14 protein-coding genes are annotated in these 17,153 nt (G+C 69.7%); 8 read left to right on the top strand and 6 right to left on the bottom strand.

Annotated features, from left to right (window positions below):
* Positions 1-20: 20 nt before the first annotated feature.
* Both H483_RS30525 and H483_RS30520 read right to left on the bottom strand, forming a co-directional pair.
* Positions 21-572: a DUF1003 domain-containing protein gene (locus H483_RS30525; RefSeq protein ID WP_017837108.1), complete on the bottom strand. Its 552-nt coding sequence runs from the start codon at positions 570-572 to the stop codon at positions 21-23.
* Positions 569-1,912, bottom strand: coding sequence for a magnesium transporter MgtE N-terminal domain-containing protein (locus tag H483_RS30520; RefSeq protein WP_017837107.1), 1,344 nt, complete (start codon positions 1,910-1,912; stop codon positions 569-571). Before H483_RS30520 ends, H483_RS30525 begins: the two co-directional genes overlap by 4 nt.
* Before the next feature lie 70 nt (positions 1,913-1,982).
* Between H483_RS30520 and H483_RS30515 the strand changes: the two genes are divergently transcribed.
* From H483_RS30515 to H483_RS30505, 3 genes are read left to right on the top strand one after another with little or no spacing between them, the layout of a single operon-like run.
* A complete protein-coding gene (locus H483_RS30515) occupies positions 1,983-3,023 on the top strand; it encodes a CoA ester lyase (protein WP_017837106.1) in 1,041 nt (346 codons plus the stop codon).
* The gene (locus tag H483_RS30510) at positions 3,023-3,529 is read left to right on the top strand and encodes a general stress protein (protein ID WP_017837105.1); all 507 of its coding nucleotides are present in this window, start codon (positions 3,023-3,025) and stop codon (positions 3,527-3,529) included. The genes H483_RS30515 and H483_RS30510 overlap by 1 nt, the downstream gene beginning before the upstream one ends.
* On the top strand, positions 3,526-4,134 hold the full coding sequence (locus H483_RS30505; RefSeq protein WP_017837104.1) for a suppressor of fused domain protein: 609 nt from the start codon (positions 3,526-3,528) through the stop codon (positions 4,132-4,134). The genes H483_RS30510 and H483_RS30505 overlap by 4 nt, the downstream gene beginning before the upstream one ends.
* On the opposite strand, the gene H483_RS30500 is transcribed toward H483_RS30505, so the two are convergent.
* On the bottom strand, positions 4,135-5,208 hold the full coding sequence (locus tag H483_RS30500; RefSeq protein ID WP_042329829.1) for a magnesium and cobalt transport protein CorA: 1,074 nt from the start codon (positions 5,206-5,208) through the stop codon (positions 4,135-4,137).
* 144 nt (positions 5,209-5,352) lie between these two features.
* Between H483_RS30500 and H483_RS30495 the strand changes: the two genes are divergently transcribed.
* Entirely contained in the window at positions 5,353-6,267 is a 915-nt protein-coding gene (locus H483_RS30495) for a glycine betaine ABC transporter substrate-binding protein (protein WP_017837102.1), read from the top strand.
* A gap of 163 nt (positions 6,268-6,430) precedes the next feature.
* On the opposite strand, the gene H483_RS30490 is transcribed toward H483_RS30495, so the two are convergent.
* From H483_RS30490 to H483_RS30480, 3 genes are all read right to left on the bottom strand, one after another.
* Positions 6,431-10,306, bottom strand: a complete 3,876-nt coding sequence (locus H483_RS30490) for a multifunctional oxoglutarate decarboxylase/oxoglutarate dehydrogenase thiamine pyrophosphate-binding subunit/dihydrolipoyllysine-residue succinyltransferase subunit (protein ID WP_017837101.1) — start codon at positions 10,304-10,306, stop codon at positions 6,431-6,433.
* A gap of 126 nt (positions 10,307-10,432) precedes the next feature.
* The gene (locus tag H483_RS30485) at positions 10,433-11,128 is read right to left on the bottom strand and encodes a hypothetical protein (RefSeq protein ID WP_017837100.1); all 696 of its coding nucleotides are present in this window, start codon (positions 11,126-11,128) and stop codon (positions 10,433-10,435) included.
* Between the two features lie 84 nt (positions 11,129-11,212).
* Positions 11,213-12,547 (bottom strand): D-arabinono-1,4-lactone oxidase, encoded by a 1,335-nt coding sequence (locus H483_RS30480; RefSeq protein ID WP_017837099.1) that lies wholly within the window; start codon positions 12,545-12,547, stop codon positions 11,213-11,215.
* A 131-nt stretch (positions 12,548-12,678) separates the two neighbouring features.
* Here H483_RS30480 and H483_RS30475 point away from each other — a divergent pair, with 131 nt between their 5' ends.
* The 4 genes from H483_RS30475 (at position 12,679) to H483_RS30460 (ending at position 17,146) form a co-directional block, all read left to right on the top strand.
* Entirely contained in the window at positions 12,679-13,317 is a 639-nt protein-coding gene (locus H483_RS30475; RefSeq protein WP_017837098.1) for a TetR/AcrR family transcriptional regulator, read from the top strand.
* A gap of 36 nt (positions 13,318-13,353) precedes the next feature.
* Positions 13,354-14,538 carry an alanine racemase gene (locus tag H483_RS30470; protein WP_031264915.1) on the top strand — a complete coding sequence of 395 codons (1,185 nt, stop codon included), beginning with the start codon at positions 13,354-13,356 and terminating at the stop codon, positions 14,536-14,538.
* Positions 14,535-15,869 (top strand): M20/M25/M40 family metallo-hydrolase, encoded by a 1,335-nt coding sequence (locus H483_RS30465; protein ID WP_017837096.1) that lies wholly within the window; start codon positions 14,535-14,537, stop codon positions 15,867-15,869. The genes H483_RS30470 and H483_RS30465 overlap by 4 nt, the downstream gene beginning before the upstream one ends.
* A gap of 65 nt (positions 15,870-15,934) precedes the next feature.
* Complete coding sequence (locus H483_RS30460; RefSeq protein WP_017837095.1) at positions 15,935-17,146, top strand: MFS transporter; 1,212 nt, start codon at positions 15,935-15,937, stop codon at positions 17,144-17,146.
* The last annotated feature ends 7 nt before the right edge of the window (positions 17,147-17,153 follow it).

Raw genomic sequence — 17,153 nt, 5'->3', positions numbered from 1 at the left:
CGCTGCCGTGCGGGTCGACGCTACCTCCGGCCCCTGGTGTCTGAATCGTTCTTGACCGGTTCGGTGTTACCGCCATCACAATCCCGTGTCGCGAGCAGGGCCTCGATCCGCTCGACCGAGCTCTTGAGGTCGTCGAGCTCGCGGCGGAGGTAGTCGCGGGTGACCGTCTCACCCACGGAGAGCCGGACGGAGGCCAACTCGCGGGCCAGGAACTCGGTGTCCGCCTTGGTCTGGGTCGCGCGCAACCTGTCCACGGCGATGGACTCCTTGTCCCGGTCCTCCTGCCGGTTCTGTGCCAGCAGGATCAACGGCGCCGCGTAGGCCGCCTGGGTGGAGAAGGCGAGATTGAGGAGGATGAACGGGTAGGGGTCGAAGCGCAGCGCCACCACCGTGACGTTGATGAGGATCCAGACGATGACGACGACCGTCTGGATCAGCAGATACTGGCCGGTTCCGAAGAAGCGTGCGATGGCCTCGCTGTATCGACCCACGGCGTCGGGATCGACGCTGATGCGGGGCCGCCGTGAGGTGACGGGGGTCGAGAGAGTCGAGCGTGTACCGGGTTCGGTCACCGACGTACCTCCCTGTTGTCGTGCAGGTCCATGTCACGCCAGTCCTCGGGGAGGAGGTGATCGAGGAGATCATCGACCGCCACCGCCCCCAGCAGGTGGCCCTCGTCGTCGACGACCGGGCCGCATACGAGGTTGTACGTCGCGAAGAACCTGGTCACCGAGTCGACCGAATCCGTGGGGCGCAGGGTGGACAGGCTGGTGTCCACGGTCTCGGCGATCATCGTCGACGGCAACTCCCTGAGCAGTGCCTGGATGTGGACACAGCCGAGGTACTTCCCCGTCGGGGTGGCCGTGGGGGGCCGGACCACGAAGACGAGACTCGCCAGCGCCGGGCTCAGGTCGGGATTGCGGCAGTGGGCCAGGGCCTCCGCGACGGTCGTCTGCGGCGACAAGATGATGGGCTCCGGGGTCATGAGCCCGCCGGCGGTGTCGGCGTCGAACGTTAGCAGGCGCCGGACCGGCGCGGAGTCGTCCGGGTGCATGAGCTCGAGGAACGATTCCGCGTCTTTCTCCGGCAGTTCCCCCAACAGGTCCGCGGCGTCGTCGGGGTCCATCGCCTCGAGGACGTCCGCCGCCCGTTCGAGTTCGAGCCGGGTCACGATCTCGGTCTGCTCGTCGTGGGGGAGTTCCTGGAGGATGTCCGCGAGCCGCTCGTCGTCGAGGGTGCGGGCCACCTCGAGCCGGCGCACCTCGGGCAGTTCCCGCAGGGCGTGCGCGACGTCCGCCGGCCGGAGATCGGCATAGCGTTCGACCAGGCTCTCGGCCCCGTGTTCGGGGGTGCCGATGGCGTCGTCGTCCAGCCCCTCGATCCGAGCCCACGGCTGGATCGACACCGGCCCCCGGCGACCGAGTGGTCCGCGCCCGCGTCGAACCCGGACGGCCAGACGGGAGACGAGCCAATCGCGGGTGCGCTGCTGCTCGATCTCCACGTCGACCACCTGGTAGCGCGCCGCCGGCGCCGACAGGGCCGTGCCGACAGACCCGGACGCGCCGGGGGACGCGATGCCGGTCGTACTGCGGTCCGGATCGACCCCGACGATCGAGTCCACCAGCGCACCGAGCACGAGGTTCTCCCCGGGCCTGGACTGGAACCGGTGAAGATTGATGGTTCCGGAGATGAGCGCGACCGAACGGGGCTCGACCGCCGCGACCCTCAACATCGGGACGAAGATCCGCCGACGGGTCGGAAGCTCCACCACCAGTCCGAGCACCCGGGGCTGCTTGTGCCGGGCACGCATCGTCACCACGACGTCACGGATCCGCCCGATGTCGTCCCCGTCAGGGCCGATCACCGGCAGTCCGGCTAGCCTGGCGACGAAAGCCTTGTTGAGGTTCGCCATGCGGACCAGGTTAGTCACCGGGTGGTGGATCGCACCCCGCCCGCACCGCACCGGAAGGGAGTGCCCGCAGATGACCCCCGCCCAGCACACGGATCCCGCACTGTCGGATTCCGCCGCGGCGACGATCGCCGGTCTCCGCGCCCGCCCACGGCGCACGGTCCTCGCCGTCCCCGGCAGCAGCGTCAAGATGATCGACAAGGCGCGCGGCCTGCCGGTGGACGAGGTGTTCCTCGACCTCGAGGACGCCGTGGCGGGGCCGGCCAAGGAGCAGGCCCGGGAGAACGTCGTCGACGCGCTCACCACGGGGCGCTTTGCCGCGCCGACCGTCGTCGTGCGGGTCAACGCGTGGGACACCGAGTACACGGTCCGCGACGTGACCGAGGTGGTCGGCCGGGCAGGCGCGCACGTCGACGCACTACTGCTGCCCAAGGCGCGGTCGGCCGCGGAGGTCCGGGCCCTCGACCTGGTCCTGACCCAGGTCGAGAAGTCAGCGGGGTTGCCGGTAGGGCACATCGGGATCGAACCCCAGATCGAGGACGCGCTCGGGCTCACCCACATCGATGAGATCGCCACCGCCAGCCCCCGGGTCCTGACGCTGGTGTTCGGACCCGCCGACTTCATGGCCTCGATCGGTATGCGCACGCTCACCGTGGGGGAGCAGCCCGAGGGATACGCGCCGGGGGACGCCTACCACCACGTGCTGTTGAGCATCCTCGTCTCGGCCCGTGCGCACGGGTTGCAGGCGATCGACGGGCCGTTCCTCAAGGTGAGGGACGTGGAGGGTTTCACGCGGGCGGCGGCGCGCACCGCGGCGTTGGGGTTCGACGGCAAATGGGTCCTGCATCCCGCCCAGGTGGACGCGGGCAACGAGGTGTTCAGCCCACGCCAGGACGAGTTCGACAAGGCGGAGGGGATCCTCGCCGCCTACGCTCACTCGACGTCGGCCGAGGGAGGGGCCCGGGGCGCGGTGATGTTCGGAGACGAGATGCTCGACGAGGCCAGCCGCAAGATGGCCCTGGTGGTGTCCGCGCGGGGCCGCGCCGCAGGGATGACCACGTCGGGCGCACAGGAGACCGACCCCTCCGGGTCGGCGACGGAAGGACCGAACTGATGACCACCCCGATCTCCCCGACCTCCGGCAGGCGCGGCCGCGGGCAGACGCCCGGGCTCCCCACCCCACCCACCGGGTGGGTCGTGGGTTCCTACCCGACCTATGCCCAGGCGCAGGCGGCTGTGGACCACCTCGCCGACGAGGACTTCCCCGTCCACGAGGTGACCATCGTGGGCGTGGACCTCATGCAGGTGGAACGTGTCACCGGCCGTCTGACCTGGCCCAAGGTCCTGCTCGGGGGACTGGCGACCGGGGCGTGGCTGGGGCTCTTCGTGGGTCTGCTCATCGGGATCTTCACCCAGCCGATGTGGGGGGTCGTCCTCACCGGGCTCGTGGGCGGTTCGGTGTTCGGCGTGGTCTCGGCGTCGCTGTCCTACGCCGCGACGCGGGGCAAGCGCGATTTCGCCTCGACCTCGCAGCTGGTCGCCGGGCGCTACGACATCCTGTGCGAGCCCGCGAACGCCGAGAAGGTCCGCGACGAGCTCGCGCGCCTCGGCCTCTCGTGACCCTCCCGGGAACCGGATCCGACTCGGCTGCCGTCCTGGCAGCGGTCCGGGAGCACCTGGTCACCCAACTCGGCCCGGAACCGCAGGAGGCGTCGGTCACCTTCCTGGGTGCGGCTCCGATCCGGGTCCTGCGCTTCGTGGACGTGGAGTCGGGGCTGGTCCGCTACGCCTCGCTCGGATGCTCGGCCGATCCCATGGGGGACCCGTCCGCCCTCGTCCCCGACCCGGCGGCGCCACGGGCCGAGCTCTGCCTCGTGCTCCGGGGCGGGGTGGACGGGGTCGTGCGCGCGCTGGCCGTCCTCGCGGCCGCGCCGGCGGTCGAGGGTCTGGTGCTCTCGGAGGGCGCACTCATCGACCTGGGCGAGCCGCTGTGGCCGGGCGCGGCGTTCACGGCCGTCGTCCTGCGCGCGCCCGAGGTCCCCGACGTCGAGTTGAGCGGGGAGGCCGCGCCCGTGCGGGTCTTCCGCGCGGTCCCGGTGACACACACCGAGGCGGCCTGGGTCCGGCTCAAGGGGGCCGCGGAACTCGAGGACGCGTGGACCGAGGCCGGGATCGACGTGACCGACCCCGCGCGCCGAGCGGTGAACCCGGGCCTGGCGCGCTGACTACAGCCAGCGGTTCCTCCGGAAGAGCAGGAACAACCCCGTGCACGCGGCGGCCATGACCCCGAGCACCACGTAGTAGCCGTACTCGGACCGCAGTTCGGGCATGTTGGTGAAGTTCATCCCGTAGATCCCCGCGATCATCGTGGGCACCACGGCGATCGCCACCCACGCGGAGATCCGCCGCATGTCGGTGTTCTGCTGGACGCCGATCATCGCCATGGCGGCGTGGACCAGAGAGGTGATCTGCTCATCGAGAGTCGAGATCCCCGCGGCGACCCGGGTGTGGTGGTCGTGGACGTCGCGGAAGTAGTGCCGCACCACCGAGGGGATCAGATCCAGATGCTCGACCGACAGCCGCCGCAGGGGAAACGCGAGCGGCGCGATGTCGTGCTTGAGTTCGAGGAGCTCGCGCTTGAGCACGTAGATCTGCTCGATGCCGACCCGCGTTCGCGGGGCGAAGACCGCGATCTCGAGATCGTCCACCTCTCGTGACATCTTCTCGGCGACCCGCAGGTAGCCGTCCACCACCAGGTCGACCACGGCGTGCATCACCGCCGCGGGTCCCCGGGCCAGCCTCTCGGGCGTCCCCTCGAGTTCTGCGCGGAGGCCTGACAGGCCCGCGACGTCGCCGTGGCGCACGGTAATCACGAAATCCCGGCCCAGGATCACCATGATCTCCCCGGTGGAGACGATGTCGGTGGTGTCGGTCACCTTCTGATGCTCGAGGTACTCAACCGTCGACATCGCCAGTACCAGGGAGTTCTCGTAGACCTCCAGTTTGGGCCGCTGCCGCCCGGCGGCCGCGTCCTCGGTGATCAGCTCGTGCAGACCGAACACCGACGCGAGCGCCTCCATCTGGTGCCGGTCCGGATCGTGGAGGCCGATCCACACGAAACCCCGCCCGGTCTCGCGGACGCGTTCGAGCGCGGCCTGGTGGGTGACATGGCCCGGCTCGCGGACGCCGTCGACGTAGACACCGCAGCCGACCACCGCGCGTTCGGTGGGGACGGTCAACCGGGAGGGTGGGGGCGCGGGAGCGGTCGTCGTGCTCTGCAGTCTGCGGATACTGGGCACCTGGGCTCCCCTCGATCGTTGCCCTGACACTATCGGGCAATCGCGCGTGGGGCCTGGACACGAGACCGTTAGGGTGCTGCTGGGAGACTGTAGGGCAGGTGCTGCACCAGCGGGTGCGGGCGTGGCGAGGAAGGACGTGGTCGGGTGCGACTGTCGCGGGGTGGGGCCGGGGTCCGGGCACTGGCGATCGCCGGGGCCGCCGTGGTGGGGTTGAGCGGATGCCAGGCGCAGTCCTCGATAATCCCCGCCCACCAGCCCGATCCGGTGGTGGTGATCGAGACCGCATCCTTCGGTGAGGCCGAGATCGTCGGCCACATCTACGGCAACGCGCTGTTGCGCTCCGGCTCCCGGGCCACCATCCGGTCCCAGTCCGGGAGCCAGACCGAGGTTCTCGAGTCGGTGACGAGCGGGGACGCCACCTTCACCATCGGGTACACCGGGGAACTGTTGCGCTCGTTCGATCCCCGCTCGACGGCGGTCGACGCGGACGAGGTCTACAGCGCGATGATGGCCGCACTGCCCGAGGGTGTGACGGCGGCCGACCCGGCTCCCGCCGAGGACGCCCCCGTGTACGTGGTGACCCGCCACACCTCGGAGACCCGCGGTCTACGGACCATGTCCGACCTCGAGAGCCGGTGCGGCGAATTCACGCTGGGCGGACGCCAGGAGGCGCTCGCGGACCGCGAGCTCGCCACCGCCGTGGGCGGGACGTACGACTGTGGGTTCGGGCGGCGGGTGGCGCTCGGACCGAACCCTCGCGCGGTCCTCGAGGCGCTGCGGGCGGGCGAGATCGGCGTGGGGTTGGTCCAGTCGACCGACCCGGTGCTGGATCCCGACGACATGGTGGTGTTGGACGACGACGAGGACGCGATCCTGGCCCAACACCTCGTCCCGGTGTTCCGCAAGGGCTCCCTCTCGGAGGACCAGTTGGCCCTGGTCAACCGGATCAGCGGGGAGCTGACCACCGACGACGTCCGGGAACTGCTCCTCGGGGTGGAGTTCGGGACATCCACCCCGACCGCTCTCGCCGACTACTGGCTCGACTCGCACGACTACTGACTCCCGGAGCCGAGTCCCCCCCGACGCACGAATCCGCTACCCCCGGTCGGATCCGCTACCCCGATTCGGGTAGCGGATCCTGCGGTGGGGTAGCGGATTCGGATGATCGGACTCGGGGGGCGCTGAGGCCCGCGCCTACCCCGCGCCTACCCCGTGGCCGTGATCAGGAGAACGCCTCGTCGACGAGAGCCTTCTGCTCGACCGCGTGGACCTTGCTGAGCCCGGTCGACGTGGCCGCCATGGCCCGCCGCGACACCCGCTTGATCGGGGGGAACTCCGGGATGACCTCCGGCAGGTTGAGGGCCAGGAAGCTCCACGCGCCCTGGTTGGCCGGTTCCTCCTGCACCCACCGCACCTCGGAGAGGTTCGGGTAGTGCCCGAGTGCTTCGCGGAGACGGCGGAACGGGATCGGGTGGATCTGTTCCAGCCGCACGATCGCGATGTGGTCGTGGCCTTCCTTCTCCTGGCGGGCCGCCAGCTCGTAGTAGAGCTTGCCGGAGACCAAGAGCATGGTCGTGACCTTCTCCGGGTCCTTCCCACCGTCGACGAAGGTGGGATCGTCGAGAACCGAGCGGAACTTGCCCGTCGTGAAGTCCTCGAGGGCGCTGACGGCCTTCTTGTTGCGCAGCATCGACTTGGGGGTGAAGACGATCTGCGGACGCTTGATCCCGTCCGTGGCGTGACGGCGCATGAGGTGGAAGTAGTTCGCAGGTGTGGACGGCTGGGCGACCGTCATCGAGCCCTCCGCACACAGCTGCAGGAAACGCTCCATGCGACCCGACGTGTGATCCGGTCCCATGCCCTCGTGTCCGTGCGGGAGGAGGAGCGTGACCGAGGACTTCTGGCCCCACTTGGCCTCACCGGAGGAGATGTACTCGTCGATGATGGTCTGGGCACCGTTGACGAAGTCGCCGAACTGGGCCTCCCACAACACCAGCGCCTCCGGGTCACCGACCGAGTATCCGTACTCGAATCCGACGCCGGCGAACTCGGTCAGCGCCGAGTTCCACACCTCGAAGCGACCCTCGGCGTCCTCGAGGTTCTGCAGGGGCGAGTACGGCTCCGATGTGGTCTTGTCGACCACAACGGCGTGGCGCTGCGTGAAGGTCCCGCGCTGCGAGTCCTGCCCGGCCAGACGCACGGTCCGGCCCTCCTGGACCAGCGAGCCGATCGCCAGCAGTTCGGCGAACGCCCAGTCGATGTTGCCGTTGTAGGCCATCTTCTGACGCGCCTCGTAGACCGGCTTGACCCGCGAGTGGATGTGGAAGTCCTCCGGCAGGTTGCCGAAGGCGTCGCCGATGGCGTGGATGACCGACTCGTCGACCGCCGTCACCAGGCGCTTGGGCAGCGGCTGGTTGGGCAGGATCGACTCGGACGCCTTGACCGGGTGCTTCTCGAGCTCCCGGACCTCGTTGAAGACCCGCTCGAGCTGCCCCTGGAAGTCGCGGAGGGCGTTCTCCGCCTCCTTCTCGGTGATGTCGCCGCGGCCGACCAGATCGTCTGTGTAGGACTGGCGGACGCTCTTCTTGGCGTCGATGACCTCGTACATCCGTGGTTGCGTCATCGACGGGTCGTCGGCCTCGTTGTGCCCGCGGCGGCGGTAGCAGACGAGGTCGATCACGACGTCCTTCTTGAACTGCTGGCGGAAGTCCATGGCCAACCGGGCCACCCGCACACAGGCCTCGGGATCGTCGCCGTTGACGTGGAAGATCGGCGAGCCGATCATCTTGGCCACGTCCGTGGCGTACTGGCTCGACCGGCCCGCCTCGGGTGCCGTGGTGAAGCCGATCTGGTTGTTGACGACGATGTGGATCGTGCCGCCCGTGCGGTAGCCGTCGATCTGGGAGAGGTTGAGGGTCTCCGCGACCACGCCCTGCCCGGCGAACGCGGCGTCACCGTGCAGCATGAGCGGCACGACCGGGTACTCCGCGCGCCACTCCGGGTCCTCGATGAGGTCCTGCTTGGCGCGCACGATCCCCTCCAGGACGGGGTCGACCGCCTCGAGATGCGACGGGTTGGCGGTGAGCGAGACCTTGATCTCGTTCTCCCCGAACATCTGATACTGGATCCCCTCGGCTCCGAGGTGGTACTTGACGTCCCCGGAGCCGTGAGCGGCCGAGGGGTCCATGTTCCCCTCGAACTCGGTGAAGATCTGGCGATAGGGCTTACCCACGATGTTGGCCAGCACGTTGAGACGCCCGCGGTGCGGCATCCCGATCACGACCTCGTCGAGGGCGAACTCGGCGGCCTCGTCGATGACGGCGTCCATCATCGGGATGACCGACTCCGCGCCCTCCAACGAGAAGCGCTTCTGACCGACGTACTTGGTCTGCAGGAAGGTCTCGAACGCCTCGGCGGCGTTGACCTTCGACAGGATGTACTTCTGCTCGGCGACCGTCGGCTTGTCGTCGACGCCCTCGAGCCGGTCCTGGATCCACTGTCGCTGGTCGTTCTCGAGGATGTGCGTGTACTCGATGCCGATCTTGCGGCAGTACGCCGCGCGGAGCGCCGAGAGGACGTCGCGCAGGCGCATCTTGTCCTTGCCGACGAACCCGCCCACGGAGAACTTCCGGTCCAGGTCCCAGAGGGTCAGCTCGTGCGAGTTGACGTCGAGATCCGGATGGAAGGTGCGCCGACGCTGGGCGTGCCGACCGTCCAGTGGATCGATGTCCGCCATGAGGTGACCACGGTCGCGGTAGGCCGCGATGAGCTCGAGGACGCGGGCGTCCTTGTCCACGCGCGGGTCGGTGATGTCCTGGCGCCACCGCACCGGCTCATAGGGGATGCCGAGGACGTCGAAGATCTCGTCGTAGAACTCGTCGGCGAGCAGGAGGCGGTGGATCTCGCGCAGGAACTCGCCGGACTCCGCCCCCTGGATGATCCGGTGGTCGTAGGTGGAGGTGAGCGTGGTGATCTTGCCGATGGCGTTGTTGGCCAGCTGTTCGTCGCTCGCACCCTGGAACTCCGCCGGGTACTCCATCGCGCCGACGCCGAGGATCGCTCCCTGTCCCGGGGTGAGGCGCGGGACCGAGTGGACCGTGCCGATACCGCCGGGGTTGGTCAGGGAGATGCTGACGCCGGAGAAGTCCTCCATCGTCAGCTTGCCGACCCGGGCGCGGGAGACGATGTCCTCGTAGGCGTCGAGGAAACCGCGGAAGTCCAGCTTCTCGCAGTTCCGGATGGCGGCCACGACGAGGGTGCGCCCCGCCTTGGTCTTCATGTCGATCGCCAGGCCCAGGTTGATGCCGTTCGGGGTCACGACATTGGGCTTGCCGTCGATCTCCTCGAAGTAGTTGTTCATGTTGGGGTAGGCCTTGACGGCCTGCACCATGGCGTACCCGATGAGGTGGGTGAACGAGATCTTCCCACCGTGCGTGCGCTTGAGGTGGTTGTTGATGACGATCCGGTTGTCGATCATCAGCTTCGCCGGGACCGCACGGACCGAGGTGGCCGTGGGCAACGCCAGCGACGCGTTCATGTTCTTGACGATGGCGTTGGCCGGGCCGCGGAGGACCTTGTTCTCGGGTTCCTCCGGCGGCGTGTACTCGGGCTTGGTGGTCCGTTTCGCGGCCGGGGCCTCGGACCTCTTCCGCGTCTCGGTCGACCGGACGGGGGCGGGCACGCCCTGGCCTCTGGCCTTGCGCGCGGGGGTGCTGTCGTCGGCGGGCTTGGCGGCCACGTCTTTCGCCGAGGACTCCGGGGACACGTCGGCCACGGTCAGCTCCGAGGTCTTTTGGGTGTTGGCGTCGGGGGTGGCGTTGTCGCCCCCGGATGTGTCGGCGGAGACCTTCTTGCCCTTCTTGGCGCCACCGTTCTTCTCGTCACCATTCTTCCCACCGGTGCGTGTGCCACCCCCGCCCGACGCCGCGCCGGCTCCGGACGAGCCCGTCGACGCATCGCGGCCGGTGGCTGCCCCGGGGTTCGCGTCGAAGAACTCGTGCCAGGACTTGTCCACGGAGGAGGGGTCCTTGGAGAACCGCTCGTACATCTCGTCGACGAGCCACTGGTTCTGTCCGAACTGTGAGACGGTTTTGCTCACGATGTTGTGGTGCCTTCCTGATCTGTGGTGGGTTTCACACGCGATGGACCCAGGCTAGACCTTCCGCGCGTTCCGGGCCTTCCGATCTCACCTGACAGGGGGATGCGGTGTCCGGGTGGACGGCGGTCAGCTGGCGGGCCAGCTGTCCGGCGGGGTACCGAAGGTGGTCGCCGCCGCGGTGACGACCGTCCGCCCCAGCCGTCGGTTGCCCCAGCCGCCCACGGCCGCGCCGATACCGGCGGGGGCCAGTTTGCCCATGGCGAGGGTGGCCCGCTTGACCGCGAACTTCCGGGCGAACCGGGACACCATGCGCCGGTTGACCTCCTTGAGGCCGGGGAGCCCCAGCGACCTGCCCGCGAGTGATCCGCCCGCGGACGCACCGCCGTTCGTGCTGACCGCGTTGGCGAGGATCGCGGTACCCGATGCGCCGAGCATGACGGTCATGACGAGCAGCTCCTCATGCTCGCCGAGCTTGACGTCGATGCCGTGCACCTCCGCGACGGCCAGGGTGTAGAACGCCGCGGCTTCGATGAAGACCAGGGACTCGGCGCCGATGGCGCCGAAAGCGATGACGGTGCCCACCCCCGGGACGGCCGCCGTGGCGCCCACGGCGGCGCCGGACGCGGTGACGGCGGTGAGGAAGCGGGAGTCGAGCCGCTCGCGGATCCGTGCGGGACTCTCGTCGGGGTGGCTCTGGCGGAGCATGCGGACGTATCCCTTCGCCGCCCCGGCCTGGCTGCGTATCGCCTTGCGCAGGGCCCCGGTGGCGATTCCTGCGAGCGGACCGGAGACGTCGGCTTCGGCGGGGACGCGTTCTGACACGGGATCTCCTCGAGGGTGGTCGCGACAGGAACGGCTGGTCCTGTCCGTCACCCCACGGTACGGAGATTCAGGTGGTCTCGCCTCCTACGGCAGGACCTGTTCGGTGTACTGGTTCGCGAAGACCCGGTCCGGGTCGAGTCGGTCACGCACCGAGACGAAGTCGTCGAAGTGAGGGACGGTGGCCGAGAGATCGGCGGCGGTCCTCGTGTGCATCTTGCCCCAGTGCGGGCGGCCGTCCGCGGCGAGGAAGATCTCCTCGGCCGACCGGAAGAGTTCGGTGTGGTCCATCTGGTGGAACTGGTGGACCGCGATGTAGCAGACGTCCCGCCGGTAGGCGGTCGACAACCAGACGTCATCCGCCGCGGCGAACCGCACCTCGACGGGGAACGGCGTGACGACGCCGGTGCGGTCGATCATGTCGCGCAGGTCACCGAGCACGGTGGTCGCGGCAGTCACCGGGACCGCGTACTCCATCTCGCGGAAGCGCACCCGCCGCGAGGAGGCGAAGACCCGGTAACTGCGGTCGGTGTACACGCGGGCCGACATCACCCGTGCGGCGACGCGGTTGAGTCTGGGGGTCAGCGCCGGCCGGCGCGCGGCCGTCCGGCACAGCGCACCGAAGGCCTCGTTGGACAGGAACTCGTCGGCGACGAGCTCACGGATGCGGCCGAGCGGACGCAGGTCCGCGTCACCCGGCAACCGGGTGTTGCGTCTGACGGTGACGGCATCGGTGTGCGGGAACCAGAAGAACTCCGCGTGGTCGGCGGAACTCGCGAAGCCCTCGAGATCGGCGAGCGCGGCCGTGAGGGTCCACGGGTGCTCCTCGGCGTTCAGTGCGAACGCGGGCACGCAGTGGATGGTCAACTTGGTGATGATCCCGACCGCACCGATCCCGAGGCGCGCCGCCTCGAATACCTCGGGATCCGCCTCTCGCGAACAGTTCAGGACGGTGCCGTCCGCCGCGACGATCTGTAGTCCGACCACGGTGGCCGGCAGGCCGACGGCGGCCCGGCCCGTGCCGTGGGTGCCCGTGGACACCGCGCCCGCCAACGATTGTTCGGCGAAGTCGCCGAGGTTCGGCTGTGCGAGTCCGAGGTCCCAGAGGAGGGGGCCGAGCCGGTGGAGTCGGGTGCCCGCCCAGACGGTCACATCAGCCCCGTCGACGTTCCCCTCGGGATCGCGGGTCGGGACGATCGACTCGATCCCGGTCAGGTCGTCGAGCGAGACCAGTACCCCGTCGGTCGCGGCGGCGGGGGTGAAGGAGTGACCTGCGCCCACGCACTTGACCCTGGAGCCGCGCTCCGCGGCCGAGGTCACGACCCCGGCGACCTCGGCGACCGTCGTGGGGTCGGACCGGCCCGACGGCGAGGCGAGGACGTTTCCGGCCCAGTTGTTCCACCGCGTGGTCGAGGTCGTCATGGGTGCAGAGGCTACCTCTCGGTGTGATTCCCGGGGTCGATCTGGACAACAGACCTGATGCCGGTTCGGCGGCTGGCGGGGCCGTGAGGTGTAGTGCGCCCGTCGGGTCGTCGTCGTCGTACCATGGACGGGTGACCAGACGCCTGCCATCCGATCAGCGCCGAGCGCAGCTCCTCCGGGCCGCCCTCGAGATCGCGGAACACTACGGACTCGGCGCGGTGACCGTCCGCGGTGTCGCCGAGCGCGCCGGCGTCTCTCTGGGAGTAGTGCACTACTGCTACACGGACAAGGAGGAGCTCCTCCGCGAGGTGATCGGTGCGGTCAACTCGGAGGTGCACCAGGCGGCCAGGGCGTTCATCAACGTCGACTTCGACTCGGGCGCCCTCGGCAGGGAGGGGCTGCGCCGCAGGCTGTACGAGGCCATCGACCTCATCTGGGCGGTCATCTCCGCTTCTCCGGACCGTCAGCTCCTCACCTACGAGATCGTCTCCTACTCGCTGCGCACGCACGGGACACCGGAGATCGGTCTGGCCCGTCATCAGCAGGAGTCCAACGAGGAGATCATCCGGTCCGTCCTCGAGCGCACCGCGCAGTCGGCGGGTATGCGCTGGGGTATGGGGCTCGACGACATGGTCGGCGTCGTGGAGGCCACGGTGGCGGGGATCGGGTTGCGCTGGCAGATCTGCCGGGATGACGACGAGGCGATCTCGCTCCTCCACCGGGCCGTCGACCTGGTGGTGGCGGACGCGCACCCGATCGACGGCGACTAGGTCGTCCCGGTGAGGGTCGAGGGGGTGACCAGGGCCATGCCCGGACTCGCGCCAGGCGCCGTCGAGGCGGTCGATGTCGCCACCGCCGGACTCGACGCACCGCTCGCCGCGCTCCACCTGCCCACTCTGCGGACGAACCTCGCCGATCTCCGGCGCCGAGCGGGCGGGACGCGGATCCGCATCGCCAGCAAGTCCGTGAGGTCGCGAGGTGTGCTCGAGGAGGTCCTGGGCCCGGGGCTCCGCGGCGACGAGACGGTGCGCGGGATCATGGCCTACTCGCTCACCGAGGCCCTGTGGCTCGTCGGGGCGGGCTGCCGAGACGTCCTGCTCGGGTACCCGACGGTCGACCGTGGGGCGCTCGGCCGGCTGGGCGCGGATCCGGCCGCTCTCGCGGCGGTGACGCTGATGGTCGACGACGAACGCCATCTGGAGATCGCGCAGGAGTCGGGTGCGGGCGGCGCGAGGGTGTGCATCGACGTGGACGCCTCCCTCCGGCTCGGACCGGTCCACCTGGGTGTGAGGCGCTCCCCGCTGCGTGGCCCGGTCGACGTGGAGCCTGTAGTCCGTCGCGCCGTCGATCTGGGATTCAGGGTGGTCGGGGCGATGTTCTACGAGGCGCAGGTCGCCGGCGTCCCCGACGACGTCCGAGGGGTGGGCGTGGTCAAGCGCCTGTCCATGCGCCGCCTGCTGGGAGTGCGTCACGCGGTCGCCGACGTGATCGCCGGGGTCACCGGCGAGAGGCCGGAGATCGTCAACTCGGGCGGATCCGGTTCGATCGCCGAGAGCGCAGCGGATCCGGCGGTCACGGAGGTGACCGCTGGATCCGGTCTCTTCGTCCCCGGTCTGTTCGACCACTATCGGTCATTCACCCCTCGCCCCGCGCTGTTCTACGCCCTGCCCGCCGTCCGGACCCCGGCGCGCGGCCTGACGACGTTCCTCTACGGCGGGTACGTGGCCTCCGGGGCGCCGGGGCCGGACCGGCTGCCGGTCCCCGCCCTCCCCACGGGGTTGCGCTACCTCGGCAGGGAGGGCGCCGGCGAGGTGCAGACCCCGGTTCGGGGGGACGTGGCGATCGGGGACCGCGCCTGGTGGCGTCACGCGAAGGCAGGCGAGGTCTGCGAGCGGTTCGACACGCTCCACGTGGTGGACGAGACTGCACAGGGGCCCGCGGTGGTGGACCGCTGGCCCACCTACCGTGGGGAAGGGAAGTGCTTCGGATGACGGACACCGTGCCGATGACCGACGAGATGCGGGCCCTCCTGCACTCCGAGGTCGTCTCGATCACCGCCGACCTCGTCTCCATCGACTCGACAAACACCGGCGACCCCGCCTCGATCGGCGACGGTGAGACCCGCGTGTGCCGACGGATCGCCGAGTACCTGGACGAGGTGGGCATCCCGAGTGAACTGGTGGAGTCCGTGCCCGGCCGGGGCAGTCTGTTCGCCCGTGTGGACGGGTCCGATGCCGCCGCCGGAGGCCTCGTGGTCCACGGCCACGTCGACGTGGTGCCCGCCGTCGCCGAGGACTGGTCGGTCCCGCCGTTCGCGGGGGAGATCCGTGACGGCTGGCTCTACGGCCGGGGAACCGTCGACATGAAGAACATGATCGGCATGATCCTGGCCGTCGTGCGCCACTACCGCCGCGAGGGGATTGTGCCGCGCAGACCCCTGTTGCTCGCCTTCTTCGCCGACGAAGAGGCCGCGGGGACGATGGGGGCACAGTGGGTGGTGCGCGAACGGCCCGAGATCTTCGACGGAATGACCCACGCGCTCAGCGAGGTCGGCGGGTGGTCCGTTCCGGTGTCCGGGCGCCGGCTCTATCCGATCGCGGTCGCCGAGAAGGGCGTCGCCTGGGCACGGGTGAGCGCGAAGGGTGCCGCCGCCCACGCGTCCCGTCCGACTCCGGACAACGCGGTCGCCGCGATCGCCGGCGCCGTACATAGGGTCGCGAGTCGCCACTTCCCCGTCGCACCCACGGAGGCCAACACCGCCCTCGCGTCCGTGGTCGGGGAGCTCGCCGGGACGAGTGGTGACGTCGCGGACCTGCCAGCGCACCTCGGCGTGCTCGGGCACTTCGGCCCGCTGGTCGAGGCGTCGCTCTCGCACACCGCGTCGCCGACCGTCCTGTCCGCCGGGTACAAGACCAATGTCATCCCCTCCGAGGCGTTCGCGGAGATCGACTGCCGCGTGCTGCCCGGGGGAGAGGAGACCTTCCGCGCGGAGATCGAGGCCGAGCTCGGGCCCGACGTCGCGGTCGACTGGATCTGGCAGCCGCCGATCGCCGCGCCCGCGGACGATCCTTTGGTCGCCACCATCCGTGAGGCGGTCCTGGAGGCCGACCCCGGAGCCCTGGTCGTCCCGTATCTCCTGCCGGCCAGCACGGACAACAAGCACCTCGCTCCTCTGGGGATCCACGGGTACGGTTTCGTCCCGCTGAGGGTCCCGGACGAGTTCGACGTCTTCGGCCATTTCCACGCCGTCGACGAGAGGGTCCCCGTCGACGCCCTGCACTTCGGCGCCGACGTCCTCGCCCGGGTGCTCCGGTCGGCGTGAGAGGCCTGTTCCCCGCTAGTCGCCGGACCGCGCAACCGCGGACCCCGCTACCCGCGGATGTGTGGGTGCTGGTCGCCGCCGCGTTCGCCGTGGCGATCGGTTACGGTCTCGTCGCCCCCGTACTCCCGCAGTACGCACGGAGTTTCGACGTCTCGGTGACCGCCGCGTCGGTCGTCGTGAGCGCCTTCGCCTTCTTCCGTCTGGTGTTCGCACCCGCCGGTGGGTTCCTCGTGGACCGCCTGGGCGAACGCTGGGTCTACATGTCGGGCCTGCTCATCGTGGTCGTGTCGACCCTGGCCACCGGCATGGCCCAGTCCTACTGGCAGTTGCTGGTGTTCCGGGGGCTCGGCGGGCTCGGGTCGACGATGTTCACCATCTCGGCGATGGCGCTGCTCACCCGCCTCTCGCCCCCCGGCGCCAGGGGACGGATCGCCGGTCTGTACGCCACCGCGTTCCTGATCGGCAACATCGGCGGGCCGGTTCTCGGCGGGCTGCTGGCCGGGTTCGGCATGAGGGTGCCGTTCTTCGTCTACTCCTTCACCCTGCTCGTCGCGACCGGGGTGGTGGCGGTGTTCCTGCGGGGAGGGCGCCGGCCCTCGGCGGACGACGGGATGCCCGAGCAGGAGGCGCTCCCGGTGCGGGAGGCGCTACGCGACAGCGGCTACCGCGCAGCGCTCGTGTCCAGCTTCGTCAACGGGTGGAGTTCGTTCGGCGTGCGCGTGGCGATCGTCCCACTCTTCGCCGCCGCGAACTTCGATGCCGGCGCCGGTGTCGCCGGCACCGCGCTGGCCTCCTTCGCCGTGGGCACCGCGGCTGTCGTCTCGGTGGCGGGGTGGTTGTCCGACAGGTACGGACGACGGCCACTGGTGATCGGTGGACTGGTGGTCTCCGGGGTGTCCACGCTCGCGCTGGGCTGGTGCGATACCGTCCCCCTCCTCGTGGCGGCCTCGGTCGTGGCGGGAATGGGTGCGGGGGTGCTCAATCCCGCGCAGCAGGCCTCCGTCGCGGACGTGATCGGTGCGGATCGTGCGGGCGGTAAGGTGCTCGCGACCTTCCAGATGGCGAGTGATTCCGGAGCGATCCTCGGTCCGGTGCTGGTGGGTCTCGTCGTGGACGGGTTCGGCTACACCGCCGGATTCGTGCTCTCCGGAGCACTGCTCCTGGCCGCTGTGGTGCCGTGGGTGTTCGCCAGAGAGACGCATGAGCGCCTCGGCCGGGAGGGCGACGGGGGAGTGACCAGCGCCGCGGTGTCGCGAACGGGGTCGTCGACGCCGTAGCATGAGT

Source organism: Dietzia sp. UCD-THP, assembly GCF_000349585.1.
GTDB lineage: Bacteria > Actinomycetota > Actinomycetes > Mycobacteriales > Mycobacteriaceae > Dietzia > Dietzia natronolimnaea_A.
This window is presented reverse-complemented; position numbering and strand designations above follow the sequence as displayed.